The sequence below is a fragment of the Candidatus Sulfotelmatobacter sp. genome, from assembly GCA_036500765.1.
Taxonomy (GTDB): Bacteria; Acidobacteriota; Terriglobia; order Terriglobales; family Acidobacteriaceae; genus Sulfotelmatobacter.
On the sequence record DASYBM010000004.1, the window covers coordinates 1,564,154 to 1,590,908 of the forward strand.

At 56.6% G+C, this 26,755-nt stretch carries 16 protein-coding genes; 5 read left to right on the plus strand and 11 right to left on the minus strand.

Features of this window, described 5'->3' with window-relative positions; genetic code table 11:
• Positions 1-171 precede the first annotated feature (171 nt).
• Positions 172-1,986: a GAF domain-containing protein gene (locus VGM18_09580; GenBank protein ID HEY3973242.1), complete on the plus strand. Its 1,815-nt coding sequence runs from the start codon at positions 172-174 to the stop codon at positions 1,984-1,986.
• A gap of 138 nt (positions 1,987-2,124) precedes the next feature.
• Positions 2,125-3,477 (plus strand): zinc-ribbon domain-containing protein, encoded by a 1,353-nt coding sequence (locus VGM18_09585; GenBank protein ID HEY3973243.1) that lies wholly within the window; start codon positions 2,125-2,127, stop codon positions 3,475-3,477.
• Between the two features lie 83 nt (positions 3,478-3,560).
• Here the strand turns inward: VGM18_09585 and VGM18_09590 are convergent, their stop codons facing one another.
• From VGM18_09590 to VGM18_09630, 9 genes are all read right to left on the minus strand, one after another.
• Positions 3,561-3,797, minus strand: coding sequence for a LuxR C-terminal-related transcriptional regulator (locus VGM18_09590; GenBank protein ID HEY3973244.1), 237 nt, complete (start codon positions 3,795-3,797; stop codon positions 3,561-3,563).
• Between the two features lie 856 nt (positions 3,798-4,653).
• Entirely contained in the window at positions 4,654-5,700 is a 1,047-nt protein-coding gene (pstS, locus tag VGM18_09595; GenBank protein ID HEY3973245.1) for a phosphate ABC transporter substrate-binding protein PstS, read from the minus strand.
• Positions 5,701-5,853: 153 nt separating this feature from the next.
• Positions 5,854-6,657: a phosphate ABC transporter ATP-binding protein PstB gene (pstB, locus tag VGM18_09600; protein HEY3973246.1), complete on the minus strand. Its 804-nt coding sequence runs from the start codon at positions 6,655-6,657 to the stop codon at positions 5,854-5,856.
• Positions 6,658-6,776: 119 nt separating this feature from the next.
• On the minus strand, positions 6,777-7,655 hold the full coding sequence (pstA, locus tag VGM18_09605) for a phosphate ABC transporter permease PstA (protein ID HEY3973247.1): 879 nt from the start codon (positions 7,653-7,655) through the stop codon (positions 6,777-6,779).
• A complete protein-coding gene (gene pstC, locus VGM18_09610) occupies positions 7,639-8,613 on the minus strand; it encodes a phosphate ABC transporter permease subunit PstC (protein HEY3973248.1) in 975 nt (324 codons plus the stop codon). The genes pstA and pstC overlap by 17 nt, the downstream gene beginning before the upstream one ends.
• Positions 8,614-8,676: 63 nt before the next feature.
• The gene (gene pstS, locus VGM18_09615; protein ID HEY3973249.1) at positions 8,677-9,774 is read right to left on the minus strand and encodes a phosphate ABC transporter substrate-binding protein PstS; all 1,098 of its coding nucleotides are present in this window, start codon (positions 9,772-9,774) and stop codon (positions 8,677-8,679) included.
• Between the two features lie 249 nt (positions 9,775-10,023).
• Entirely contained in the window at positions 10,024-12,420 is a 2,397-nt protein-coding gene (locus tag VGM18_09620; protein ID HEY3973250.1) for a hypothetical protein, read from the minus strand.
• A gap of 569 nt (positions 12,421-12,989) precedes the next feature.
• Positions 12,990-14,204 carry an alpha/beta hydrolase gene (locus VGM18_09625; GenBank protein ID HEY3973251.1) on the minus strand — a complete coding sequence of 405 codons (1,215 nt, stop codon included), beginning with the start codon at positions 14,202-14,204 and terminating at the stop codon, positions 12,990-12,992.
• Between the two features lie 179 nt (positions 14,205-14,383).
• On the minus strand, positions 14,384-16,672 hold the full coding sequence (locus VGM18_09630) for a hypothetical protein (GenBank protein ID HEY3973252.1): 2,289 nt from the start codon (positions 16,670-16,672) through the stop codon (positions 14,384-14,386).
• A gap of 551 nt (positions 16,673-17,223) precedes the next feature.
• Between VGM18_09630 and VGM18_09635 the strand changes: the two genes are divergently transcribed.
• Positions 17,224-21,702: a carboxypeptidase regulatory-like domain-containing protein gene (locus VGM18_09635; GenBank protein ID HEY3973253.1), complete on the plus strand. Its 4,479-nt coding sequence runs from the start codon at positions 17,224-17,226 to the stop codon at positions 21,700-21,702.
• Between the two features lie 2 nt (positions 21,703-21,704).
• On the opposite strand, the gene VGM18_09640 is transcribed toward VGM18_09635, so the two are convergent.
• Positions 21,705-22,043, minus strand: coding sequence for a hypothetical protein (locus tag VGM18_09640; protein HEY3973254.1), 339 nt, complete (start codon positions 22,041-22,043; stop codon positions 21,705-21,707).
• A 198-nt stretch (positions 22,044-22,241) separates the two neighbouring features.
• Here VGM18_09640 and VGM18_09645 point away from each other — a divergent pair, with 198 nt between their 5' ends.
• A complete protein-coding gene (locus VGM18_09645) occupies positions 22,242-22,568 on the plus strand; it encodes a hypothetical protein (protein HEY3973255.1) in 327 nt (108 codons plus the stop codon).
• Between the two features lie 7 nt (positions 22,569-22,575).
• On the opposite strand, the gene VGM18_09650 is transcribed toward VGM18_09645, so the two are convergent.
• A complete protein-coding gene (locus VGM18_09650; protein ID HEY3973256.1) occupies positions 22,576-24,534 on the minus strand; it encodes a tetratricopeptide repeat protein in 1,959 nt (652 codons plus the stop codon).
• A 268-nt stretch (positions 24,535-24,802) separates the two neighbouring features.
• Here VGM18_09650 and VGM18_09655 point away from each other — a divergent pair, with 268 nt between their 5' ends.
• The gene (locus VGM18_09655) at positions 24,803-26,680 is read left to right on the plus strand and encodes a tetratricopeptide repeat protein (protein ID HEY3973257.1); all 1,878 of its coding nucleotides are present in this window, start codon (positions 24,803-24,805) and stop codon (positions 26,678-26,680) included.
• The last annotated feature ends 75 nt before the right edge of the window (positions 26,681-26,755 follow it).

Consider the following 26,755-nt stretch of genomic DNA (forward strand, 5'->3'; position numbering starts at 1 on the left):
ATTCGTGGGCCCTGCCTGGCCGAAGGAGCCCCAAGGTACGATCTTCCTGAAGGTTCTCCCCCGCGTGACCACCTTGGCGCTCTTTAATTGGCGCATGATTCGCTTAGGAATTGCACTAGAATAGGCGCATTCCAGTGAAATGCGGGTTGCGCGCCGGGACGGTTTCCTGCGGTGGAAAAACAAAAAGAGATCGGTTCCGAAGAGAAAGATAAACCAGTTCTGGACGAGCAGACGCTCGGAAAGCTGCTGGAAGCGGCGTATGTGCTGCAAGAGCACAACCGCGAATTGCAAGAGATGGAACTGGGGCTCTCGCTCAGGCGAGAACAGATCGAAGCGGAAGAGCGAGCTTCGCCTTTCCCGCCACGGGCCGCGGCGCGCCCGCCGGACGACGAATCAGGGGCCAACGCCGATTACACCACCACGTTGGCGCAAATCGTTGAGACTCAGCACCAGATTCAAGTCCGTCACCTGGAATTGGAAAATGCGATGTCGCTGGTCGCTGAGCGCCTCACTCAGATCGCCCGGGCCAGGGGTGCCGCAATTGGCATCCTCGACGACGAGAAGTTTCTCTACCGGGCGGCCAGCGGGCTGCTGACGTTGCCTGCGGGAACCGAAGTTCCCATGGATAAGTCGTTGTGCGTCGCCTGCCTCCGCACCGGGCAGGTGTTCCGCTGCAACGACGTAAATCCCGAATTCCTTCTCGACACGGAAGAGTGCCGACGGCGCGGCATTCAGTCGATGATTGCGGTTCCTATTTTCCACGAGGGCGTCGTCGCCGGCGGTGTGGAGCTTTATTATCCGATCACACATGCGTTCACCGAGCAGGACGTTCACACCTGCCAGCTCATGGCCGGGCTGGTGACCGAGGCGCTGGTGCGGGAGGAGGAAGCCGGCTGGAAAAAATCGCTCGCAACCGAACGTGCAGTCATGCTGGAGGCTCTAGAAAAGTTGAAGCCCAACCTTGAGGCCTTGGTGGACAAATCGACGGCGGGCAAAGGGGCCGCTAAAGATTCGACGGCCACAACTGCCAGTCCCGCTGCCAGCGCGTTCCCCGTAATCCCACCCGCGTCCATGTTCGTTTGCCGCAAGTGCGGGCACAAGATCATGGGGGAAGAACAGTTTTGCGGTAACTGCGGAATGCCGCGCAGCAGCAATGAAGTTCCCAGCATGCAGAGCAAGGTAGCATCGATTTGGAATATGCAGGAGTCGGTAAAGAAGACGCCTCCTGCGGATCCGGGGCACAGCATCCCAATAGCCGGCCGTGGCGAAAATCCTGATAAGGCTCATTCCGAGAACGCGCTGGCCGACTCGCTGGAAGAGCAAATGCCCGAGCTCTTTGCGTCGACCGATATGCTGGCTAACGCCGACAAGGCGGTTGATTGCGACACCGCGCCGATCAGAGCAGAGTTCGAGGACTCCGTACTTTCCGATCTCGAAATTCCTCTCGGTTCGAACTCGCAGAATGCGGGTCGAGGCGACACCCAAGCCGCGGGATCAACCGCGTTGGCGAAACCGGAGCGCCCTACGGCCTGGAGTTCAGCGGCAACTGCGCGCGACTTCCTGGAGCAACTGGCGGAAGCTGACAGACCGAGTACACTGGCTCGCTTCTGGATGGCCCGCCGAGGCGATGTCTACCTGGGCATCGCCGTGCTTCTTGTGGCCTGCGTGATTCGCTGGGGAATTTTGTCTAATCATTCTGTGGGCGCCAGCGGGAGTCAACCGGCAGAGGCAGCAGCCCATCACAAATCTGCCACCGATCTTTCGTTGTTCGACCGGATGCTGATCGGTCTGGGGCTGGCCGAGGCCCCACCGGCTCCGATCGACAACGGCAATCCCGACGCGCAGGTTTGGGTCGATCTTCACACGGCCTTATACTACTGCCCCGGCGCCGAGCTCTACGGCAAAACTCCAAAAGGAAAGTTTACTTCGCAGCGCGACGCGCAATTAGACCAGTTTGAGCCCGCCTATCGCAAACCCTGCGATTAAAAATCCCTTGCGTGCCAATGGTTTAGCCTTTCTGCATCGTTTCATTTGACAACCCTCGACCGCCGGAGTGCAATCATAGATATAGGTAATTAGGTTGCGTTCACGATTCGCAGACTTTCTTTGATCGGAGATTCGAATTTGGCCCGTGAAGTCAAACAGTCTGAAGAGTCCAGTGCATTGCCGACGCCCGAGTTGAATCCGTTGCTCAATCCGGTCCTGGGCCAGAACATGGGACGATGGGCTGAAGTCTACTTCACGGCTCCTCCCGAGAAACGCGAGGAGGCGGTGCTCGAGCTGTTGCGCGAACTACAAGGGAAATCCGATGTGACGGTGGGGCAGCCTTCGGTAGCGGCGGCGCAAAATGAAGCCTCAAGACCCGCCGAATTCGACGTTCGGCGGATGAGTTCTACCACCGCTGCCGAAAGTCGTGCCACGAAAATTGAGGAAGCTTCGCCTGCGACGCTGCGCTGTCCCTCGTGTGGACGGGAGAATCCTGCAAATCACAAGTTTTGCGGGAGGTGTGGGAAACCTATAGAAGCGGTGTCGGTGGCCGATCTTTACATTGCGGATATGCAAGTCGCGGAGTCGGAGAGCGCGGAGGGGCATTTCGACCACTCTTATTTCGAGCGCCCGGTAGTCGAAGATGTGGCTCAGCGGGAGGCTGGTCCGCGCGCCGCACAAGCAAACAAATCACGCTTTGTTACTTATGGAGATCGGGTTCACGAAACGCAGCCGAGCAATGACGATGAGGAACCGCCATATCGCGGCAGCGATGCCGGCAACGATTTCGAGATGTTCCGCTATCTGCCAGCGTCGAGCTCTCCTCACCCTTATCTAAGGGTCGCCCTGACGGTGGTAGCGGTCGCAATCGCATATCTGGCGTGGCATAACCGGCAGGCTTTACGGAGCGCATATGTCAAATTGGAGGCTCCGCCAGCAGTTGCCACGCCTCCCACTGCTCCAGAGCCCGCGACCAGTTCGTCGAAACAAGGCTGGTCGGAAACAGATATTCCTAAGGCTCCGGCGCCGGATCAGCCCCAGGTAAACCAGCCTCCAGCGAACCAGCAGCCATCACCCCAGCCAGTGGACAACGGATTACGTGCCAATCGGCAGAGCGAATCCGCAAGTGTAGACATCCACCGACGCAAAACTTTTAGGCCCGGAGCGGCCGAGGTTGCAACTAGCACGAAGAATTTGCCAGCCGATATTGCGTTGGGAAACGGTAACGAAGAACTTATTACTGCGCAACGATATTTAAATGGAACCGATGGCCAGACTTTGAACCGTACCGAAGCCGCCAAATGGCTATGGAAGGCGGTCGGGAAGCACAACCCCGACGCCACCCTCCTGCTCGCCGACTTATATCTGAAGGGACAAGGAGTGGGAAAGAATTGCGATCAGGCTCGGGTGCTCCTTGATGCTGCCGCGCGCCAAGGGATCAAAGGCGCGGGCGATCAATTGCGACATCTTCCCGCTTTTGGCTGTCAATAGCTGTGAAGGCGACCTAGTAATCTCACCGGGCGACGCCCGCCTCAGCGCGGCTCCAGACGAGTATCCATCTTCAGAAAAATATTTTATTGAGTGAGCAGTATGGATGGAATCCGCCGCGACTCATACCACAGGGCAAGTTCGACGCGATTCCAAAGTCCAAGCTTGTCGTAGATCACACGGAGGTAATTCTTCACGACGTGCTCGGTGGTCCCGATAGCTTCCGCGACTTCTTTGTTCTTTAAGCCTTCGGCAACAAGTTGGATGACTCTCTGTTCACGTTCACTGGGGACACGGGTCCCATAGCGTCCAGTTGCAGACATGCTTGCCTCCGATATAGCAGGGTCGCGAGTTTTACTCGCTTGATGCCGCCGTTGATTCCAAAGCGAAGAAACAGGCGGTTGAAATGAGCCTTCACCGTGCGCCGCGCCATTTTTAGCTGAGCGGCAATCTCGGCATTGTCACAGCCTTGCAAAAGCAGTTCGACGATCTGCTGTTCGCGGGGACCCAACCGAACAGTCTGCTCCTTCATCCCATCTCCCCCTTGTGGTTGACATCGCCTCCACCCGACGTTAGATACAGGGGCGGAACCTTTCAATTTTCATAGCACCCACATTGCCACTTTGAGCCGAAAATCCGGATTTATGCCGAAAAGCCTATTTCCACAGGGAGTTGCGGGAAATTGACCGCCTCCCCGGAAATTGTAGGCCTGTTTTCGAAAACCGTTAGGCCCCTCTTTACTGCATTTCGCCGAGTATTTGGCTGGCAAAATCGGACGAACTGAGGGTCCACGACAGTCGCCCACTGATTAACTACGCCGCCTTCTCATTGCCTGCATTGCAAGTGCCGCACGGTAAAGGGCTGGATTTCTGAGTTCAGATGCGGTGCGAAACCGTGGCAATCGGGTAAATGCCTTAGACGAAACTTCCCGTCACCCGGGAACTTTTTGGCACAAATTACACGATCGGTGACATACGCCGAAGGCTGACAGGCTCTGAAGAATGATTGGACCGACATCTAATCAGACGTGAGACTACACAACGGCGTCGTTCCAGCAATTCGGATTTCCATATTGAAAATCCGCGCGTGGTTCGAACCGAACGCTTTATTCGTGGATCTTCAATGCAGCAATCACGACGGAAGCTCCATTTGATAATCGTCGAAGTGCCGACACATCAATCATTTCAGCGGCTGGCCATTGGCCGTCAACTGATTAAGCAGTGCTTGCCCCTGTTTCTTAACAGTTTCCGGGAGTTTGGCATACGACAATTCTTCGGCGGAATCTTGACCCGAGGAAAGTGCGAAGGCAATGAAGTCTTTGACTGTCTCCTGCTGGGCCACATCCGTGCGGTCTTTCGGTATGAGGATGAAAGTCAGCCCCGATATTGGATAAGCATCGGCGGCAGCCGTGGGCGGATCGACAATCGGCGTACGTACATCCTTCGCCAGGGCGTCGCTGGAAGCGGCGATTGCCGCGGCGGCGCTGGCAGACGACGGTTGCACAAAATGGCCAGCCTGGTTCTGAATGGAAGCGACCGGTGCGCCATCGTGCTTTGCGTAACTCAACTCTATATAACCGATGGTTCCAGGCGTTTGCCTGACCATGGCTAGCAACGCTTTGCTTCCTTCTGTGCCCAAACCAATTGGCCAGCTCACCGACAATCCTTGTCCCACCCTCCATTGCCAATAGTGATTAACTTTGGAAAGGTATGAAGTGAAAATGTTCGTCGTACCGCTGCCGTCGGAGCGATGTACAACAATGATCGCGCCTTTTGGTAATTTAACTCCCGGATTGTCTTTCGCAATCTCTGGATCCTCCCAATTGATGACGTTCCCCAGATAAATATCGCTCAAACTCTTGGCGCTGAGTTTGAGTGGAACGCTCAGACTGGAGAGGTTGTAAACGATGCAAACGGGCCCGGCACTGGCGGGAACCTGGATAATCGGGCGGCGCAGGTCCTTGATTTGATCGTCGCTCAAAGGTGCGTCACTAGCGCCAAAGCTGAGATACCCTTGCTTCATCTCTTCGATTCCGCCCCCGCTGCCAATTGGGCGATAATTGATCTCGACCTTAGGGTGAGTCTGATGGTAAGCAGCGGCCCACTTGTCCATGAGCGGGGCGATGAAAGTGCTTCCTGAGGCGCCCAGGACACTCGTCGGCGCATCGGCGGACGCAGTGATCGTGTATTCAGAGTTAGGTTTCGACTCGCAGGCCAGTGAGAGCAACAGGCAGAGCGCTACCAGTGAGGCGAAGAAAACGACTGCGAGCGACGTCCGATTGCGCTTCATGGTCGATGCCTCCTGTACTTCGAAACACACTTCTGTAAGTTCACCGGCGTCATCCCAGGCCCGAGAACGTCAAAGATTTCGCTATCTCGGTTAGCCGAACCGGCCGGTAATGTAGTCTTCGGTTTGTTTGCTCGCTGGGTTCTCAAAAATGACGTTGGACCGATTGAACTCGACCAACTTACCCATAAGGAAAAAGCCGGTGAAATCTCCGACTCGTGCCGCTTGCTGCATGTTGTGGGTCACAATCACCATGGCGCAGCTGTCTTTGAGGCTGAAGATCAACTCTTCGATCTTTGCGGTGGAAATCGGATCCAGTGCCGAACAAGGCTCGTCGAGCAGCAGGATTTCAGGATTGAGGGCCAAGGCTCTCGCGATGCAGAGACGCTGTTGCTGTCCACCCGAGAGGGCCATAGCCGAACGACGAAGCTTATCTTTGACTTCGTCCCAAAGAGCAGCTCGTTTCAGGCTATGTTCCACGAGGTCGGGGATGGATGCGCGCGAAAACTCGCCTGAGATCCTGGCGCCGTAGGCGACATTATCAAAAATGCTCTTTGGGAAAGGATTTGGACTTTGAAAGACCATACCCACGCGCCGCCGCAGGATCGAGGCCTCAAGCGAAAGCAGATCCTCGCCGCGAAGCAAGATCTCCCCCGTCAGACGCGCGTTCGGCACGACCTCATACATGCGATTTAGGGTCCGCAGAAACGTTGATTTGCCGCATCCCGAGGGCCCGATTAGTGCAGTAACAACCTTATCTGCGATGACAATCGAGATGTCGTGCAGGGCCTGATGAGCCCCATAGTAAAAGTTCAAATTGTTAACAGAGAACGGCGGCTGCAAAGCCGACTTTCCCCCATCGAAAGTTAGAGTGGGGCCTCCGCCCGCTTCATTCATGTCTGGGAACCTTGTAAGCGCGTTCATCGCTGACACGTCAAAACCTATCCCTTTGCATCGTAAGAAAAATCAAAAATCGTATGCATCACCTTATCCAGAACGCCAGTTCTCCGACATCTTTAAGTGGCCGCATAACGGTCTCGTGTGGTTATGCGCAATAGCAGACTCCCAATGGCGACGCCAAGAACCAGCAGCAAGGCAGCTCCATACGCCTGCTGGTGCCAAACGTCGTACGGTCCGCGCGCATACTTCAGAATCCTCAGCGTGATTTCGTCAATCGGCCTAAAAAGGCCCGAAGGATAATATTCATTGCCGAGCGCGGTCAAGATCAGCGGCGCCGTCTCTCCCGCAACCCGAGCAACCGCTAATACGCCGCCGGTGATAACTCCAGCTCGTGCCGCCGGCAGCACTAAATCGAAGGTAACCCGCCATTTCGGTGCTCCAAGGGCGAGCCCGCCTTCACGAACGCTGTTGGGAACCAACCGCAAAACATCTTCCGTAGTTCGTGCCATGATGGGGATCATGATGATCCCTAGCGCCAACCCTCCGGCCACCGCCGAAAACGTGTTGGTTGGTTTGACCAGAATGAAATAAACGAAAATTCCGACGACGATCGACGGCACACCAATGAATGTGTTGATTGCCGTACGAGTGATTCGGGCGAATGGCGTGTCGCCAGCAATTTCCGAGAGGTATATGCCGACACCGACACCAAGAGGCACGCCGATGATCATTGAGATTGCAACCAGAATTCCAGTCCCTAATAAGGAAGGTGCGATGCCGCCGCCTGGCTCCCCAACAGCGGCGGGCTCTTTTACGAGAAAGTTCCAGTTAATTGCGCCAATGCCATTGAATACCAAATACCCGAGGATCGAAAATAATGCTCCCAGGCACAGCAAGGTTGCAAGGCCCGTAAACGCAAAGCCCAGAGTTCCGCGCCATCGTCGCCAATTGCTCTCGGTGTGTCCCAAGAATGAGGCCTTATACTTTGAATCCATGGAGCCCTGACAACCTCCGCACAATGAAATACGCCAAGATGTTGACGACAACCGTGATCACAAGCAGGATCAAACCGCAGTAGATGAGTGCGGATAGATACATATCCGAGCTAACTTCATTGAATTCGTTGGCAATAACGCTCGCCAGGGTGTAGCCCTGATCCATTACGGTTCTCGGAAGGCTGAACCCACCCCCGATCGTCATCGCGACCGCGATGGTTTCGCCCAGCGCGCGGCCCAGCGATAAAACGAATGCCCCGACAATTCCGTTTTTTGCATACGGGACAGTGATTCTCCAAACCACATCCCAGTGACTCACGCCAAGCGCGTACCCACCCTCTTTAATGCCTCTGGGAACGAGGATGAGAGCTTCCCTGGCGAGGGTCACAATTAGCGGTAGAAGCATGATTGCCAGAATGAGTATGGCGCTTAGATACCCGACTCCATACGGTGCACCGTTGAAGATCGAAAGTCGTGTTCCAAGATGCTCCATAAGCCAAATTTCGACCGTACTTTGCAGCAATGGAGCCAAAACGAGCAGACCGAATAGACCGTAAACCACGCTTGGAATGAACGCGAGTAATTCGATGAGGTACGTAACAGGTCCCTGCGACCACCGTGGCAGAAGCTCGGTGATGCAGACTGCGGTCATCAGACCTACCCCTCCCGCCAGGATCATCGCTCCAAGCGCCACCAGGATCGTGCCAACGATAAACGGTAGCGCTCCAAAGGATAGATGCACCGGGTCCCAGCCGGTGCGGACCATGAAGCCCGGACCAAAACGCTTCATCGCCGGCCAGGCTCCCGTGATCACGACGACGACGACGCCAGTGAAGATCGCAAGCACCACACCCACCACACTCTTTACTACGGCGTGGTATATGCGATCTCCGCGACCCGCCCGCCGGGCTTTTTCCTTTGGTTGCATCACTAGACGGTCAGCTACGGCAGTCGCCATACGTCTCCTGGATTCCCTCTCCGAGTCGTCTGAGAAGTGAGAACGGGGAAAAGTGTACAATTCCTACTTTTGCAAACAGGGTTTTCCACCACAAGTAATGGAATGAAGAGCGGCCTGCGATTTCTGGACCAGGTTCTTCGCCAGCACCGCATAGTCCAGTTCATTGGCGTACTTTTGGCCGTCAGTGATGGCCCACTCCACGAAATCGACGACAAGCTTACCCTGGTTCGCATCCTGTTGGTTCTTGTAAAGGAGAACCCATGTCGATCCCGCGATCGGATACGCTTGCGGGCCCGGTTGGTCGGTGATCGAAAAGCGCAAGTCCGCAGGGATTTCTTTTAGTGAATCAGCGGCGTTCGTTACATTTTTGGGATCTGGATCAATGTAGTTCCCGGCTTGGTTCTTGACCAGGCCGTAGGAAATCTTGTTCTGCCGCGCGTAGGCGAGTTCGATATAGCCAACTCCGCCTTGAGTATTCCTCACTTGGTTTGCCACACCCTCATTTCCTTGTCCACCGATGCCGACTGGCCATTGCACGGATGTTCCATGGCCCACCTTCGACTTCCACTTCCCACTGACCTTGGTCAAGTAGTCCGTAAAAATATCCGTTGTCCCAGAACCATCTGAGCGGTGAACCACCAACACCGGTTTCGCCGGCAAAGATACTCCCGGATTATCGGCGGCGATCTTCGGATCGTTCCACAACTTGATCTCGCCAAGGTATATTCCGGCGATGCTATCGGGACTGAACCGCAGTTGCTTCGACACTCCAGCCACGTTGTAGGCGATCACAACGGCACCCTGTGTGACCGGAATATGAACCACGTTCGCCGTGCCACCAGCTTGCGCAAGCTGCTCATCGGTCAGGGGAGCATCGCTCGCCCCGAAGGCAACCGTTTTTGCCAAAAACTGCTGACGACCGCCGCCCGATCCGATGGATTGGTAGTTGATTTCGACATTGGGGTGAAGCGTGTGATACTCCTTAGACCACTTTGACATCAGCGGGTTGACGAACGTGGAACCCGCACCGGTCAGAGCACCAGACTGGGCGAAAATACCCAGAGAAGCAAACAAGATCAGGGTGAAGACTGCAACGGCTGAACCACAACGACTAAAAAGTCTCATTTTTGATTTTCTCCTTGGCGACCACCGGCTTACCACTTGCAATCCCCTGTGGAGTTTGGACTACTTGAGATGAAGCAGTAATCCTATACGTCTATTGTTACAACTGTGTTAAACACGTCGCGGGGTAGTGTCTGAAATGTGCGTTTACCTTGCGGCGGGATCCTTGGTATGCGTCGGCACCAGGACCCAGGAAAGCTGGAAAATAGGTAGGGCATTCTTGCCCTCAGCGTTGCTGATCGAAACCCGGAAATCGCCTGGAACCCGATCGCAATCCGACACCTTCCATTATTGTTCCGCAACAATCACCGAAGGATGCAGGTTCAACGGCGATTCGTCGATGTAGAAGACGACGTTGCCATTGGTCACTGATGCCGTCTCGCTGCCGAACGAGCCCGTGCCGTCCGCGTTTACCGTATATGAAGAACTCGAGAAAGTTTCCTCAGGCAACAAGATCAGGCAGTCGCTCTGCAAGCAGTAACTGCCGTTGGCATAGCTCGTATTTTGACTTCTGCTGACAAGGTTGTTGGTGTCGCTGGACAAGCTGCCGTCGATATTCGTCGTTGCGGCATCCAGACTCTCTGCGTTGCCGTAGAGATAGTCTCCGGCAATGAATTGCTTGCCAAACGGGGGAGGCGGGGCGATTGTGGGGGTTTGGAACTCCAGGATACCGTCCTGGGCAGTACCGTCGATACCCACGAGAAATCCGGTGACGCAACTCGCCGGCGTACTACAGTTGGCGCGCGTCAGAGTGGAGGGCGGCCCAGTCAGGTAAGCGACGAATGGATGCGGTCCCAGGGTCTGGTTAATCGTAGGGGCCGAGAATGTGGTCCGCCCGGTATTGCTATCCATTGAATAAACACCTGACAGGCTCGTTGTCCCGAGCGTTGCAGCCTGGTCTTGATAAGCGGTACCGGTCAAACTGCCGAAACCGTCGAAGTTTAAGACGCCAACGCTGACATCCGGACCGCTTGGGCCCAGCCCCCCGATGTGGAACATGTGACTGTTCTGTAGGGTTGCGAAATTGAAGGGGCCAGATGCCTTAATAGCTTCTCCGGAGACAATGGGATGGCTCGAGCTCAAGGGATCGGTCGTGATCGCGATGGCCTCGCCGCTGCTGACCATATACAAGGCAAGGTCCAGAGTCGTCGGGCCAAGTGTCAGGGTCGCGGTTCCTCTCCCATTTGCGCCGATATTGTAAGTCCCGCTGCCACCAGTCAGGTTAGAGCTGAGAGTGCCTGCATCGTCGATGTCGGCGGCCGCTGAACTCAAGTTGCCGGAACTCGCCTGGGTCGAGCCCGCCAGGGCGTAGTGACCACCGCTGGAGTCCTGACCAGCGAGTCCGAAGGCGTAAAGCCCGCTGAATCCGCTGTTCGAAAAACTGGAGGAGTCTTGCAACCTTAGAATTCCTGCCCCCCGAGTGCCCGTGCCCGTAATGTCGTCGAACTCAATGATTCGTCCCGTCGAATAAGTGCCGGCGGCGACGTTCTGCCCCTGGCCGTTCAGCATCATCCCGCACGCGTTATCGTGCGTCGTAATTGCGCCGCCTTCTGTATAACTGTTGGAACATCCCCCTAGACTAAAAGCAAATGTGGTTGAGGTTCCTCCCGAATTTGCCAGCGTCATGCAGCCCCGATTGTAAACAGCAGACGGACCGCCCAACGCTGAGACTCTGAGAGATCCGCCAAGCGAGTAGGAACTTCCTGCCGAAAGGATCGTCAGACTCTGAGAACCGGCGCTTCGCGTAATGTCCTCAGCTCCTCCCGTAATGCCTCCGTTGCCGTCGGTGACTACGCTGCCCGCAATCGCGACGGGACCGTTCGCATCAAAGCCACGGACTAAGAACGCAAACGATCCTTGCAGGTACGCGTTCGCCGGGACCGAACCGGCTCCGGTCGTCCCGCCGTTGAGTGTGCTTGGTTGGATGTCCGGCGCTGAAGGGCAAGAAGTCTGTAGCGGGTAAACCGTCGAAGTGAGATTGGGAAGCGCCACCGCCGGGTAGGGTTGCTGGCTGTCGCTGATCTGCAACTGCACCGTGAAAGGTCCGCCAGTGTTCTGTTCAGTTCCGAGATTACTGGCCAGTGGCGTTCCCCAGACAAAACCAACGCTCGAGCTCGCGGGAGGAGCGCTACTCGTACAACCGGAAGGCACATTGCTGGTGGAACTACTCAGGCAAAGTCCGGCGGGAAAGTCAGGAACTCCGCCGGGCGTTGAATTGTATGCCCAGGTATAGGGCGTTAGACCTCCGGATACAGAAATGGCGGTCGGAGGATACGGAACGCCAACGTTTGTGGACGTATTCACGTACGAGTCAGGGTAGCTTGGTACCTGGACCTTCAGAGCAGGTGGGATCACTACGAACGCGATTGGCTCGCTGGCAGTAGCTCCAGTCGCGTCTGTGATCTGTAGAGTGGCCACTGAGCAGCCGGACGAGGCTGGAGTGCCCTGAATATTCACCGTAGAACCGTCGGCAGAAGGTAAGAGGGTGAGCCCACTGGGCAGTAAGCCAGAAGCCAGGGACCAGGTAAACGGGGCCACGCCGAACGGAGCATGGCTCTGACTGCCACCGTCGTTAATGGTGAACAGTGCGAAGACACCAGCCTGGAAAAGCGGAGCAATTTGAATCGAAGTTGGCAGAATAATCGTCCCCGACGGAGGGCAAACCGTAGCGACGTTACTGGCCACAACTATGCAAGGCTGAGCCTGCGTAATGGTTACAACAATGGATACAGATTGGGTGGAGTCTGCCGTAGATGTCGCCACCACCGTTGCTTGTAGTGGCGGGGGAGGCGCGCTGCCACCACAGAAAGGTGGATTCACCGTCGGCGCCACGTACGTTACTGAAGTTGGGGTTTGGTTGGTTAGCTGACCGATAGGTTTCCCAAACCCGCTGCCGTTTTGCCACGTCCATGTAACCGGCTCATTGACTGTAAGGCTGACGCTCTGAGCGGATTCGATCGTCGGACCCGTCAAGGGAGCGGTGAACTGCAAGCCGCTACTGCTGGTCTTCGAACCGCTGCTGCTGCAACCTGCAGTCAGCAGGCAGAGTACTATGCAGGAGAACAGTAACCTGGAATCGGCACCTTTGCGCACACAAATCCTTCTGGAGAACAAGGCTCCTGGGCCCCACACACTTTGCCGGAGCCCATCTATGTAGATTTCTAATCGCTAAGAGCTAACAAAATTGAATCGCTGATTCCTGCATGCACTTCTCATCGGCGCATGCAGAATCCCGGCTCAAAAAATCTACTGCTTCAGGGGTGTACAGTCGAACTCGGGTCGGAACCAGTTTCCACCGCAATGGATTTCTTCGCATCGTTGCCCTCGGCCGGCTTGCCCGAATCCTGCACCTTTTCCTTGATCCACCAAAACAGCGCGCCGCCGCCCTCCCGGCTCGACAGTTCGCCCAGTCCTTCGAACCGGGACAGTTCCGCCTGCTTGGGCAGCGCCGCCTTAATTGCGTCTTTGGTCTCCATCGGTACCGCGAGGTAGTGTTGTACCTGCTGCACACGAATCGGCACCTTCAAAGTGGGAAGCCATTTCACCGGATCCAGCGGCGCCACTTTCTTCAGAAATTCCGGTTTGCTGTAGTCCTCCCGCTTGGGATCGGCGGACACGATTGGGGATTGAACCAGAAAGTCCGGCCAGTCTCCCCAAGGTTCGAGGGTATCGATGACCTTGATGCGCGAGTCCGCGGCTGCCGACAGGATGGCAATGGCGCCGCCCGAGCCCTGCCCGAACATTCCCACTCGCGTCATGTCCAGATCGCCCCGCGATTCGAGGTAGTCGAGAATGAACTTAACATCATGGACCGTGCTTCCCAGCGACTCCTGCAATTCGCTCACGAACCACTGCTTCAGAGGCCGATCCCGGAAGCGATCCGTGCTCAGAGCCGATAGGAATCCCACGGCGGCAAATCCCCCGCTGGTCACGCGCTCACACCAGACTTTACTGCGAAACTTTTCGGGATCTTCAATGTAGTCGTAAAGGTAAAGAACCACGGGCGGCTTTTTCACGCCTTTTGGTTGCACGATCCACAAGTCAACGGGATCGCCTGGCCGCCACTGTAAGCGCACCAGCGTGCGGGTAAATTTGGTCTCGTCGGCAACCTCACCCACCAAGGGTGGCTGCACCACCAGATTGCTCGTCGTCACCTGTAGGGAACTCCAGTCTTCCTGAATCGTCTCATAGAGCGGCTTGCCGCTGGGATCGAGGTGCGGTTCCTGTTTCAACTCAGGCATGACCGGAGTTGCCTCCGGCTTCGACTGCCCGGCGGGCGCCGGAGCATCAGTCTTTGGGGTCGACGGCGCAGATGGAGGTGCAGAGGTTGCCGCGCCTGGAGCGCCTGCGAGAGAAGTGGAATCGGGCTTCGTCGCCGGACTCTGCTGCGCAAAAGCGGCGGCCACGGCTGCGAGGAGGAACAAGGCGATACAACGAAGAATAAGCGTTATCAAAGATTTCAACTGCATGGAACTCCTTTTTGCTTGGCCGAAAGAACTGAAAGTTTGAACGGATATGTACCGAAATGCAAGCCTGTTTCAACAAAAATTGCCATTGCCTTAAAAACAAGATCGCCGGAGGAAGGAGGCGGGCAACTGGCCCGCCTCCTTATCTCCAGCGCAATACATACTGTACTCAGGCATTCCGACTACTGACGCAGGTCGTAGATTTCGTACGCCCCAGAGAGGAACAGGGAGCCGAAGTCTACGTTGAAGTCAACATCGGACTGCACCGTCAGCACCGAACCACCGGCGTCGGCGCCGGCATCGATCAGGCACTTGTTGCTGCTGCCCTTGGTTGAGCCGGTGATGTCGACGTTGGTGAAGACACCCGCGCAAGCGGCGTGGCCATTGTTCGGAGAGTTGGTTTCCTTGTAGTGCGAGCGGAACACGCCCACATTCAAGTCGCCAGTCGGCGGGTTGTTGGTGGTGTTGATGTTCTTGTAGACGGGCACGAAGTCCGAAAGATTCAGGGTCGGGCTAGCCACCTGGATTTGGGCATTCGCGACCAGACTGAGCACCGACAAAGGCGTGAACAGGGTTTGGCCGGTTCCACTTCCCACGTTCTGGAACGTAACCAACGTGTTGATGGACCACAGCGGATAGGTTCCGTCATAAACATGGGTGAACGGAAGCTGGATGCAGGGCAGGGCGCTTGATGTGAGGTTGCACTGCGGCAGGTTAAACGCACCAGCCGGGTTATTCACGCCGCCGTAGGCAGCATCGTTCTCGCCACCAGGAGTAATGAACAGCGGATCGACGCTGTCCACGGTCAGGTAGTGGCCTGTGGGAGTGCAAGAGGCGTTGTAGGCGGTCTGGCTGGTGAGAGCCGTGTTGCAGCTAGTAACCGCAGGTGCGAAGTTGCCATAGCTCCAGAAGGCGTACCCGATGCCGTCCGTCACTACGCTCCCGCCCTTGTTCTTCTGGCCGAGAGCAGCGGGAACTTCCTGGCCGGTGCCGATCGTGCGCAAGCGCAGACCGGTGCCGCAGGTCTTGCCGGCTTCGCCGGTGATGATGAAGAGCGGGTCGCCGCAGCTAACCGTTCCGTCAGGAGCAGTCGACAGTCCGGCATTGAGCGCCACCGTACCGCCGCAATGGGAGGAGCTGAAGTTGGTCGTGGGATCATTGCCGTACTCCTGGCCGCTGTCAGCATCGCTGACCCAAGCCGTACTGGAAGCCTTAGCAACGAAGGGATTGCCGCTGCCGCCCAAAGTGCGCACACCAGTGTACTCGAAAGCGGTGTAGGTTCCGGACAGCATTTCGCGCTGAACGACTTGGATCGGCTTGCCCGCACCCGGAGGCGGACCTGCGATCCAACCCTGGTCGTAGATGTTGTTGTTCGCAACCGGCGTGCCCGGAAGCAGGTCGCCCGTGCAATGCAGCGTACCGTCGTAGATTAAGCTAAGGACTTTCTTGTTGATATTGGTGAAGGCGTAGTGGCTGTGGCTGTTAGCGTCGGTATACTTCCCTCCGAAGCCCAGTGCGGCCGTGTCTCCGTTGTTCACGAACGCGAGAATCGGGACCGCTCCGACACGCAAACTCGTATACGCGGGAATGGTGCCGGACGTGATTGGATCCGTACCTGACAGTTTGAAAGTCAGGACGTTGAAATAGTTGCTTCCGCCAAAGGAGTCAACAATGGGGCACCCCTGTTGGGCGGCGGTACCGTCGGTTCCAGCGAGGCAGCCGCCGTTGTTATAGCCCAACCCAGTCAGTCCGCCTGCGGCTGGAATCGAACTCAGCGCGCGGGTGACCATAAACAAGTTGTCTTCCGGGCGCTCATCGGAGAAGCCGAAGTTGAACTTGCACCAGGTTCCAGCTTTCGCCGATCCGCCGGACTGGTAACCGCAATAGGCCAGGCCGTGCAGGAACGGGGTATCGGTCTGGCTGGAAGGAACTGGCGGAGTGTTAAGGGCGTTGAAAATCGTGGTCGGCAATGCGCTCAAACCCTGTAGATTGTCCGGCAAGCCACCAACTTTGTTCGCGGAAGAGAAAGTACCAGTGAAAGCAGGGTACACGGCCGCTACGCTGAATGTCGCCGTGCCGACCGTAACTTTTTTCCATGCAAAATAGTCTTTGATGCCGATCCCAGAGTCGACGCTGAAGTAGGCCCAGACGTTGCAGTTGTTGCTGCCGTCATTGTTACTCCAGACGACCGTGATCGTCGGCGTGTCGTTGAGCGAAGTGCTGAAGCGGCTGTCGGTGAGCAGCAGGTTGCCAGCCTTGTTGGAGATCATGCTGTACGACGAAGTGTTGAAGCTGTTGTTGCTGACGATCGAGACCATGGCGTAGGACATCGCGTTGTACATGCCCGACGATCCCACCCCAATCGCCTGAATGGTCGGTGTGCCGGAACAGTCATTGACCGCTGCGAATGCATTGGAAGCGAACACTGTCGCCATCAGCAACAGAGCCGCTCCAAGTACTTTCTTCTTCATGGTGTATCTCCTTGAAAGTTGTACAGGGTTGTGGGGGATAGCCCCGCGCAGCTATGCCCTAAGCTTCCGGACACGCCAAGATAGTTGAGAAAAACGATTTCGTACGGGCGCGCAACCGAATACTGCCTGTTGTGCGCCCCAACTATCGCGGAAGCCTGTTACTGCAGAATGACGGAAAGATGAACGGAATATGAATTTCTCGCGTAGACAGGGTTAAACTGTGCGAAAAAATGCACCTCGTTCGCAATTCTCTTGCAACGTTTGGGGCGCTCCGGTGCGGCGCTCGACAGTTGTGCGAGGCGCTGTGGAAAAAAGGGTTGCTCACGGCCGCCACATCGGAGCCGCCGCAATGGACACAAATCCGACGCGACCTGTTCGAATAAAACGGCATGACAAGCGGACGAAATTGGTTGGCGATGTCATGTGAAATTAACCTCTTCTTCACAGCACTGTAACAATCGGTCGCTACCCTTGCCGTTCACTTTCGCGTGGTTGCCCACGAACAGATCAGTGTGTCTGGCGGCTTTCGTGATCTCTCCTGGAGGATCGGCTTGAGACTTCCTCGTCGTTTTGTATTGTTGTTGACCGTGCTGGCTGCTGCCAGCGCCTGCGTCGCCAGTGCACGGATTGCCTCGGCTGTTTCACCGCCGCAGAATGGAAACGCATCGCTGCACGGCACGGTTATCGCTCTGACGGGAGGGCCGGTCGTGAATGCCCGGGTCGTGGCGCAGGGCGCCAGCGGGGAGGCTACAACCAACGAGCGCGGCGAATACCGGCTTACCGGAATTACGCCTGGCGTTTATAAACTGACTATCAGCGCGCCGGGGTACGACGATTTTGAGATCCAGATAAAAGTCGCCGCCACCGGAGTGACCGAGGCGGACGCGGTCATGACCATGACCCCGCATCCTTCCCAGCCGGCTGCATCCGCGCCGGCTTCACCCGAACCTGGCGCATCCGCGTCTGGACAGGAAAATCCGGCGACCGCTGCCCCGGCCCAAACTCCCGTGGCTGCACCTTCCATTCAGACCGTTGCGGCGCCGCAGAACATCCACGTCAAACCTGAGCGAGGGCGCTCCGCACTCTACGGCGTCACCACCGACCAGACCGGAGCGGTGATTTCGGGCGGTACCGCGACCGTTGCGTTCCCGGGCCTAAAGCCGATCGTGGCGACTGCGAATGCGCAAGGGCTGTATGTGCTGAATGGATTGGCGCCAGGCCAATATCACCTGAAGGTTGAGGCGCCGGGGTTCGCCCCTTTCGAGACGGATGTTACGCTGGCCGCGGATCAGGCTCTTCAAATCGACGCGTCACTCGTGCCACCCAGTGAAGTACAGAAAGTGGAAGTAACCGAGAACGTAACGGGAGTAAAAACCGCAGAGTCCCATATCGAAGGTACGATCACCGAAAAGGAAGTCTTGAAGACCGGCTTAAACGGCCGCAACTTTACCCAACTCATTGCTCTCGCGCCGGGCGTCAGCAACCAGACGGGACAGGACGAAGCCTTGGTGGGCGTGAAAGGCAGCGTGAAGTACAGCGTCAACGGCGGACGAGTGGAGTACAACAACTTCGACGTCGACGGCAGCGACGTTCTGAACGCCGGGCTCAACGGGGCTGAGAGCACGTTGATGGTCTATCCCAGTCTGGATGCTATTCAGGAAGTGAAGGTGCTCACTTCCAACTACGGGGCGATGTATGGGCGTAGCGCATCGGGCACTGTGCTGGTGAGCACGAAGTCTGGCACGCCCAAGTTTCACGGCGGACTATACGACTTTGTTCGTAACGAATTTTTCAACGCCCGCAACTACTTCGACCAGACGACGAAGGCGCCGCTCTATCGCAGGCAGGACTTCGGGGGCACAATCGGCGGCCCGCTCTATATTCCGGGGGTGTTCAACACCAAGAAAGACAAGACGTATTTCTTCTGGTCGGAAGAATTCCGGCTGGAGAAAACTCCGCAGGAATTCAACCAGGCCGTGCCCTCGGCCGCCGAGCGTGGCGTTGGAGTTTCCAACTGCCCTGCCGGCCCCGGAAGTTGCGCCGACTTCAGCGACGTATGCCCTCTGGCCAGTGCCGGCGGTTCGTCGCCGCTTCCTCGAGCCCAGTATCCCGACTGCCCGAGCCCGGACGGGGTAAACACGTTCCCGGGAGACCTTGTGCCCATCGACACTACCAGCGCGGCAATTGTCAACACCGGGATGATTCCGATGCCCAACTCTCCCACCGGCTGTAACTCGAGCCTGGCGAATACGATTAACCAGAGCACGGGCCAGCCCAACATACCGTGCTATGCCGCCGTAATCTCTCCCTCGACGTATTGGCGGGAGGAACTGGGTCGGGTTGACCACAATTTCACCGAAAAGATGCGCCTTTCGTTCCGTTATATTCACGACTCCTGGGACACGACTCTTGCCACCCCGCTGTGGGGTGCCGTGCAAAACAACTTCCCGACCGTGCAGAGCCGGCTGAACGGCCCTGGGATCAGTATGGTTGCGCGGCTGACCAATACGATTTCCCCGACCCTGCTGAACGAATTTGTGGCCAGCTACGTCGATGCCCACATCACCCTGCGCGGGCAGAATGGCCCGGGGGCGAATCTTCAGCCGATTACGAATTGCGCTGTGAACGCCGTTCCGGGTTGCATGAGCTTCATTTTCAACAATGGCGCGGGTGGGAAACCGCCCGGCCTCGTCATTGCGGGGACAAACGCCGTCTACGGCGGCTTCGGTTTTGCAGTCGATCCTTCCTACCAGCCTTGGGATCACACCAATCCGACGTACGGCTTGGGGGACAACATCAGCAAGGCTTGGCACGGCCACACTCTACAGTTCGGAATTCAGTTACTCGATGCGCGGAGAAGCGAGACCAACGGAGCCATTGGCGCCGCCACGGGCGATCTACAGGGCATTCTCACTTCGAGCAACCAGAACAGTGGAGGTGCTCTGAACACCGGGAATGCCTGGTCCAATTTTCTGTCGGGGCCGGGGGCGCCTTATTGTGTCGAGAGCACTTGCACATTCAATGGAATCAAGAGTTTTCAGCAAGACAGCGCCCAACTCAAGTATTACAACGACTATTGGGTTGCCGAACCCTACATTCAAGATGACTGGACCGTAAACCGCCACTTGACTGTGAACTTGGGGGTCCGTCTAAGTTATTTTGGGGATTTCCACGAGAAAAATTTGAACGCCTACAACTGGGATCCCAGCGCGTTTAGCTCGACGGTTGCATCGACTGTGTCCGTCGCTGAGCGGAGTGCAGGGACGTTTGGCGGATTCCTCCAAGTAAACAATCAGCCGGTCATTCTGGATCCGGATAATCCGTCAGCCAGCTTGAATCCAGCGGTGATCAATGGATTGGTTCAGTGCGGGAAAAATGGGGTGCCGGCAAGTTGCATGAAAAGCCATCTTTTCAACCCCGCTCCCAGAATCGGGTTTGCCTGGGATCCAAAAGGCGACGGCAAGACTTCGATTCGCGGAGGGTATGGAATCTTCTTTGAGCATGGCACCGCAAAGGATGCCAATACCGGTTCACTGGAGGGCAGTTCGCCGTTGGTGCTCAGCATGACCGATCCGTTTCCGCAGATTTACTCTTCGATCGGCTATAACGTGATTGGGGCCAGCCGGGTAGCCTTTCCGCTCGACGTCACGTCCATTCCGACCAAAGCAACCTGGCCTGACGTGCAGCAGTGGAGCTTGAGCGTGCAGCACCAGCTCCCCAGGGCCATGGTGGCTACTGTGGCTTACGTTGGGAGCAAGGGAACTCATCTTCCGGCAGAGCTTCAACTGAACCAACTGACGCCGCCTCCGACCGGGGCGGACAACGGAATTTTTCCCAGCGGCAATCCTTATGCCCCCGGTCAACCGCTCATTACCCAGGCTTTTCCTGGTTCATTCGCTCCCGGGGATTGTACTTTCAACAACAATAGTTTCATAGGACCGAACGGCACTGGCATCAATGGCGTCATCATAACTCCGGCACAGCCCGCATGGGAAAATATGGTGGCTGCCTGTTACGGGTACACTGGGGTGCCGAGTCCAAATTCGCTTCGCAAGTACATTGGCTTCCAGCGTATTTTGGGACTACAGAATATCGCCGACTCCCAGTATGACGCTCTCCAGGCGACGATGCGACGAACCAGCGGCCCGCTCACTGTGGGCGTATCTTATACGTTCAGCCACTCGTTCGACGATTCTTCCGATCGATCGGATGCGTCGTTTGTGAATTCGGCCAATATCAAGTCGAACTGGGCCAGTTCAAATTTCGATCAGCGGCATTTGCTGAACTTCAATTACATCTACGATCTGCCGAAGTTCAGCCGAGCTTTTGAAGGATTGGTAGTCCATGAATCGGATGACCCTGCTCCGCAAGCCGCTAAGCCGTCGGAGGCCGGGTCCCGGTTGCTGCACACTTTGCTGGACGGCTGGCAGGTTTCTGGAATCACGGTCTTTCAATCCGGAACTCCTTTCAGCGTAATCAATGGAGGCAGCAATTTAGGGATTTCAGTGGTGGATAATGCCGGCGTGGCCAATGGGGCCGGCACTGGCTCTTACCCGGACGTCGTCGGCAATCCCCGTTCCGCCCTGCCGACCGGCATCAGCCGCATTAACCCGCAGAGCATTGGCCCGCTGTTGTATAACCCGGCAGCGTTCGCCGCCCCCCAAGGGCTCACTTTCGGAGATGCGGGCCGTAATTTCCTCAATAATCCGCATCGGTTGAATTTCGACCTGTCCTTGCTGAAGAACTTCAAGGTCACCGAGGCCAGCAATCTGGAGTTCCGGTTTGAAGCTTTCAACGTTTTCAACCACACTCAGTTTCGAATCTTTAATCCCAACATCGGAAATACTGCCAACAACACCGTGAGTTGCTACGGTGGGGCGCTCTCTAACTTTTCGGCAGCGGGCGGGCTGATTGCGGCGAATGGGGGTCAACCGGTTCCGGTAGACTGCACGACTGGAAGTTCTTTTCTGCGGCCAGTCGATGCCCACCGTCCGCGGACAATCCAATTGGGATTGAAATACAGTTTCTAGATCTACGTGTAAATCTTGGTATGGTGCGAAAAATCGGAAATTTCGGTCGGGGGGAATGCCCGCAAGGCGGCTATATCTTGCTGACGTTGACCCTTTTCATGGCCCTTCTTGTAATCGCCGCGGCCATCGTTGCGCCAACCATAGCCTTCGAAATCAGACGGGACCGCGAGGAGGAGATGATTCACCGCGGCGTTCAGTATTCCCGGGCCATCCGCAGGTTTGCTCAGAAAACCGGCCGCTATCCCGTAACTCTTGACCAACTTCAGAACACCACTGGAGTCCGGTACATTCGCAAGCTCTATAAGGATCCAATTACCGGGGGGGATTTCCGGCTTCTTCATATGGGGGACGTTCAGCCTCCTGCCGGTGTGCCCAACCTCAACGGCGCACAAGTCAGCGGCAACGGAACCGGTGATAATTCCGACACTCCGACTTCTTCCGGTGACTCCCCTTCGCCTGCATCTGACAGCACATCTCTAGCGCCTGCGCCCGGATCTACAGTGCCGTCTCCCGGAGCGCCTACTGCCCCCGGATCAGCGGTGAATTCTCAGTCGAACGCAGGAAGCCCGCAGTCGGGCTTTGCCCCCAACGACAGTCGCGTCAATCTTGTAGGACAGGTGATTTTCGGTGTGGCCAGCAAGAGCAAGGCTCGTACGATTCGGGAGTTCGACCACAAGAATCACTACAAGGACTGGTTGTTTTTTTACGATCCCACCCGCGATCGAGGAATGGAAATAAAAGGTCCTACCTCGCTGTCGCCAGTTGCCCTGCTTCCGTCGGGAGCAGGGACTTCAAATCCGGCACAACCACCTAACCAGGGACAGCCGCCTCAGACACAACCGCCCCAGGCACAGCAAGAACAGTGACGAGCGCCTAGCGACCTGGTTCAGTGCCCAGACTACTCAAAGCGCTCTTCGCCTCCAATAACGTAGGATTCAATTTAAGAGCAAGCTCATAAGAGGTGCGCGCTTCAGAAAGCTCGCCGGCGGCTTGCTGTACCTGCCCAAGTTGCAAATAAGATTCGGGCGATGGGTGGGCTGCTGCTCCGGCAGCGAGCTGATCGATTCTCTCCTCCATGGCCAACTTGCCAAGGTTCATGAAAATGACCTGGCTGCCTGGATCCAGCTGCATGGCCTGGAGGTAGCACTCCCGGGATTTCTTATACTCCTTCATCTCTCGATAAGCGGCGCCCAAGTCCATCAGCGCTTTCGACGCGATCTGGGGATCCTGGGTTAACTGAAGGGCTGCCATGTATTGCGAAACTGCTTCCTGCAGGTGTCCGTGTTCGTGGAGATCGGCCCCCAGATTGAGTCGGCTCATGGCGTCTCGGGGATTGAGCCGGACAGCGTTTCTGAAATGAACTGCGGCCTCCTCGGAGTAGCGCTGCCCCGTCGATTGAAAACTGGTCAGCAGGATTGCTTCCCCGAGATAATTCTCGGCAGCATAATTGTCTTTCGTGACCTCGACCGCGCGCGTCCATAGCGCGTAGCTGCTCTTCCAGGTCCCGATCTGCCGCCATGTGAGCACAGCCAACACGGCGAGAACGATCCCTGCCGCGGAGCTTCGCCATCGAGAATCGACCTGGCGGCTCCGAGCCCACTCGTCTCCCCACCAAACGAGCATCACAAAGATTCCGATTAGAGGAAGATACGCGTAACGATCCGCCATTCCCTGATCCCCGACCTGCACCAGCCCGATCATCGGGACCAGTGTTCCCAGGAACCAGAGCCAGCCAACGACGAGATATGGACGGGAACGGGCATGCCAGATCAAGAAGCTGATTCCAGCCAAAACGAGCCCGCAAAGCAATCCCACCCAACCGGAAAGGCGGTAGCCCTCGTAGGGATACAAGACTGCCAAATGGAGCGGCCAGAATGTCCTGACGAGGTACATCACATACGAATAGACAGCATTGGTGAACCGCACCATCAGCGGGACTCCTCTTTCCATGGCACCATGTTGCACGGTCATGGTGATAATGCTGCTGGTCGCTGCAAGCGCGATTAGGGGCACTTTCTCCAGCGCCAGCTTCCAGAATCCGGCTTGTGATACAGGAAAGCTAGCTGAGGGCGAACTCCATCCCGAAGCGCGGCGCAGCGGCCAGAAGTCGAGGAGTAAGAGAACAAAAGGCAGGGTCACAATCATCGGCTTGGACGCGAGTCCAAGAGCAAACAGCACTGCCATTGCCGAGTAACGCGCGACGTTTGGCTTCCGAACGTACCAGCCGTAAGCGCCCAGAGTCAGCAGGAAAAACAGCATGGAAAGGACGTTCTTCCTCTCCGCAATCCAAGCCACGCTCTCGACGTTCATGGGATGGAGGGCGAACAGCGCGGCCACGAATAGACTCCGTCCGGTCGCCCCCGTGGCCCGCCACAGTATCAAGAAGAGCAGGACGGTATTCATCACGTGCAGCAGAGCGTTGGTCAAATGATGGCCGGCGGGAATCAAGCCGAACAGTTGGCAATCCAGCGCGTGCGATAGCCAGGTCAGCGGATGCCAATTGGCTTCTTCCGTCGTTGTAAATGCCCACCGCAACGTATCCCGATTCAACCCCTGTTGGACGTGGCGGTTCTCGCTTACGTAGCGGGGATCATCGAAGTTTACAAACGAATTTCTGGCAGTCCGGGAATAGACCGCAAAAGTCGCAATTGCGAGCATGACGATCAGGGCAACGTCGATCTTAGAAAGCACGGGATTGCCAGGAACTTCGGCTTGCCAGGTCGGACCGTCTATTATCTTGGCCCGAACTGGCCCTGGACGAGGCTTGGAGCTTGCTATTGAGAGCTTCTTTTTCGTGGGCGTCTTTTTCGTGGGCATCTTTTTCGTGGGCATCTTGGGAATTACCAAATGGCGAGTAATAAACTTACCGAAGAATTGGGGCCTGGGAATAGAGCGCCTCGCCCTTGTTGCAGGAATTTAACCTGACTGTAACCGCAACGTAACAATTTCGAAAACTTCAGGAAAACTGCCGGACTTTCCCGCTGCCGACGCAGTGTATATTCCTACTTTGGACTCTCAGGAATCGGGATCTCCACGCCCTGATCCTCCTGAAAATCGGCTCTCACGAGGCGCCGCTCCGGGTTGCCGAGTTCAAGCGAAGATGACCAGAATTGGAGTAACAAAGGAACGGCAGCGAGGTGTACGCGGATCGGCCAAACGCCGGCGCGCCGCACAACTTGGTTCGAGCAACTGGTGGTCCGGGAACCTTTTCCCGTGTCTCTGCTTAGTTGTAGGCACTCTGGCCCTCTATGGGCAAGTCGTCAGCCACGGCTTCATCAGGCTGGACGACGAAGGTTATGTCACCCAGAATCCGCATGTAAAGGCAGGCCTCACCTGGCAGACCATCCGCTGGTCTTTTACGTCGACCGAACAGGCCAACTGGCATCCGCTGACATGGCTGTCGCACGCCCTGGACTATCAGCTTTTTGGCCTTGCGGCTGGCGGCCACCACATGACCAGCGTACTGTTCCACGTGCTCAACGCGGTCTTGTTGTTTCTCTTGCTGCGACGTGCGACCGGAGCCGCAGGACGCAGTTTCGTGGTGGCTGCGCTGTTTGCCTGGCATCCCTTCAATGTGGAATCGGTAGCCTGGGTGGCAGAGCGAAAGAATGTGCTAAGCACGTTCTTCTTTCTGCTGGCTATCGGCGCATACGGTTGGTACGCGCAACGACCCCATTGGAAGCGTTACATCGCCGTGGCGGCGCTGTTCGTCCTTGGACTCGCAGCCAAACCGATGATCGTAACCCTGCCGTTCGTCCTTCTGCTTCTCGACTTCTGGCCGCTGAAACGGGTGCGTTCCTGGCTTCCGCCATCGCAAGCATTCCCGCTTCCCCAACAGTCCCCCTGGCATTTAGCGCTGGAAAAGCTGCCGCTGCTCGTGCTCTCGGCGGTCAGCAGCCGGGTGACGATGATCGCACAACGGGGCACGATCGCTACAACCGAGAATCTCCCTTTTACTCTGCGCCTGGCTAATGCGCTTTACTCATATTTCATGTATGCGTGGAAAATGCTTTGGCCTTCGGGATTTGCACTTTACTACCCGCATCCTTTTGCTCCGATTGTGAACCACGCGCCCGAGGCCAGCGTGTATGCCGTGGTGGCGCTCGGCGCATTGTTGCTGGTCGGTGCGAGCCTGGCCGTTTGGCAACAGCGCTTCCGTCACCCCTATCTCGTGACCGGATGGCTATGCTACGTGGGAATGTTGGTTCCGGTAATTGGGATCGTCCAGGTTGGGATGCAGGCTATGGCGGACCGCTACGCATACGTGCCGCTGATCGGGTTATTCGTGATTGTGGTTTGGGGGTTCGCCGATTTAGCAAACGGCCTGAGCATGAGTCCGGCTTCGAGCCGCTTGATTGCGGCCCTCGTGCTGGCGGCGCTGTGGATTCTCACATATCGTCAAGTTGGCTACTGGCGAAGCGGTTCTGAGATTTGGGGGCACACGCTGGAGGTTACGCAAGATAATTTTGTCGCCGACGACAACATGGCCGATGCACTAATGTCGCTTGGGCGTCCAGAGTCGATCCAGTACTTTCAGGAAGCGGCGAGAATTGCTCCCAAGGACAGCGTCAGCCACGGCGCCGTTGCGGCCTATCTCGAAGATCAAGGACGATTGCAGGAGGCTATTCCGGAGTATGAAGTGGTCCTGCAGAACCCTCCCACCGCCGAGTTTCTAGCCTTCGCCTATGCGAACCTGGGCATTATTTATACCGAACTGGGGGATTTTGCGAAGGCAGGCGCCGAGTTTCAACAGGCGCTGTCCACTGACCGGCGGGCTATGGATAAAATGATTGACCAATTTTCCCGGGCGGCGGCGGCCCGTCCCGGAGACGAAGTTTACGTGCGATTAGGCTTGCTGCTGGAGCAAGAGGGGCGGAGTCCGGAAGCCCGCGCGGCCTATCTTCAGGCGTTGAAGCTAAACCCCAAGCGGATGGAAGTCCAGCGCTACGTCGATCATCTCGGAGCATCCCCGAGCTAGCGCTACACCCACCAGCAGGAATTAAGATAACGTTGGTGGCAGACCATAAGGTCTCTCTCGCCCGGTTTCAGCTTC

Bases quoted from the DNA above. Each gene is read 5' to 3' on its own strand.
- VGM18_09590 (HEY3973244.1), bottom strand. From the start codon at position 3,797: ATGTCTGCAACTGGACGCTATGGGACCCGTGTCCCCAGTGAACGTGAA.
- pstB (HEY3973246.1), bottom strand. From the start codon at position 6,657: ATGAATGAAGCGGGCGGAGGCCCCACTCTAACTTTCGATGGGGGAAAG.
- pstA (HEY3973247.1), bottom strand. From the start codon at position 7,655: ATGGATTCAAAGTATAAGGCCTCATTCTTGGGACACACCGAGAGCAAT.
- pstC (HEY3973248.1), bottom strand. From the start codon at position 8,613: ATGGCGACTGCCGTAGCTGACCGTCTAGTGATGCAACCAAAGGAAAAA.
- VGM18_09625 (HEY3973251.1), bottom strand. From the start codon at position 14,204: ATGCAGTTGAAATCTTTGATAACGCTTATTCTTCGTTGTATCGCCTTG.
- VGM18_09630 (HEY3973252.1), bottom strand. From the start codon at position 16,672: ATGAAGAAGAAAGTACTTGGAGCGGCTCTGTTGCTGATGGCGACAGTG.
- VGM18_09640 (HEY3973254.1), bottom strand. From the start codon at position 22,043: ATGAAGAAGCCGGAAATCCCCCCCGGTAATTGGATCCTTATAGAGCTT.
- VGM18_09650 (HEY3973256.1), bottom strand. From the start codon at position 24,534: ATGCCCACGAAAAAGATGCCCACGAAAAAGACGCCCACGAAAAAGAAG.
- VGM18_09655 (HEY3973257.1), top strand. From the start codon at position 24,803: ATGACCAGAATTGGAGTAACAAAGGAACGGCAGCGAGGTGTACGCGGA.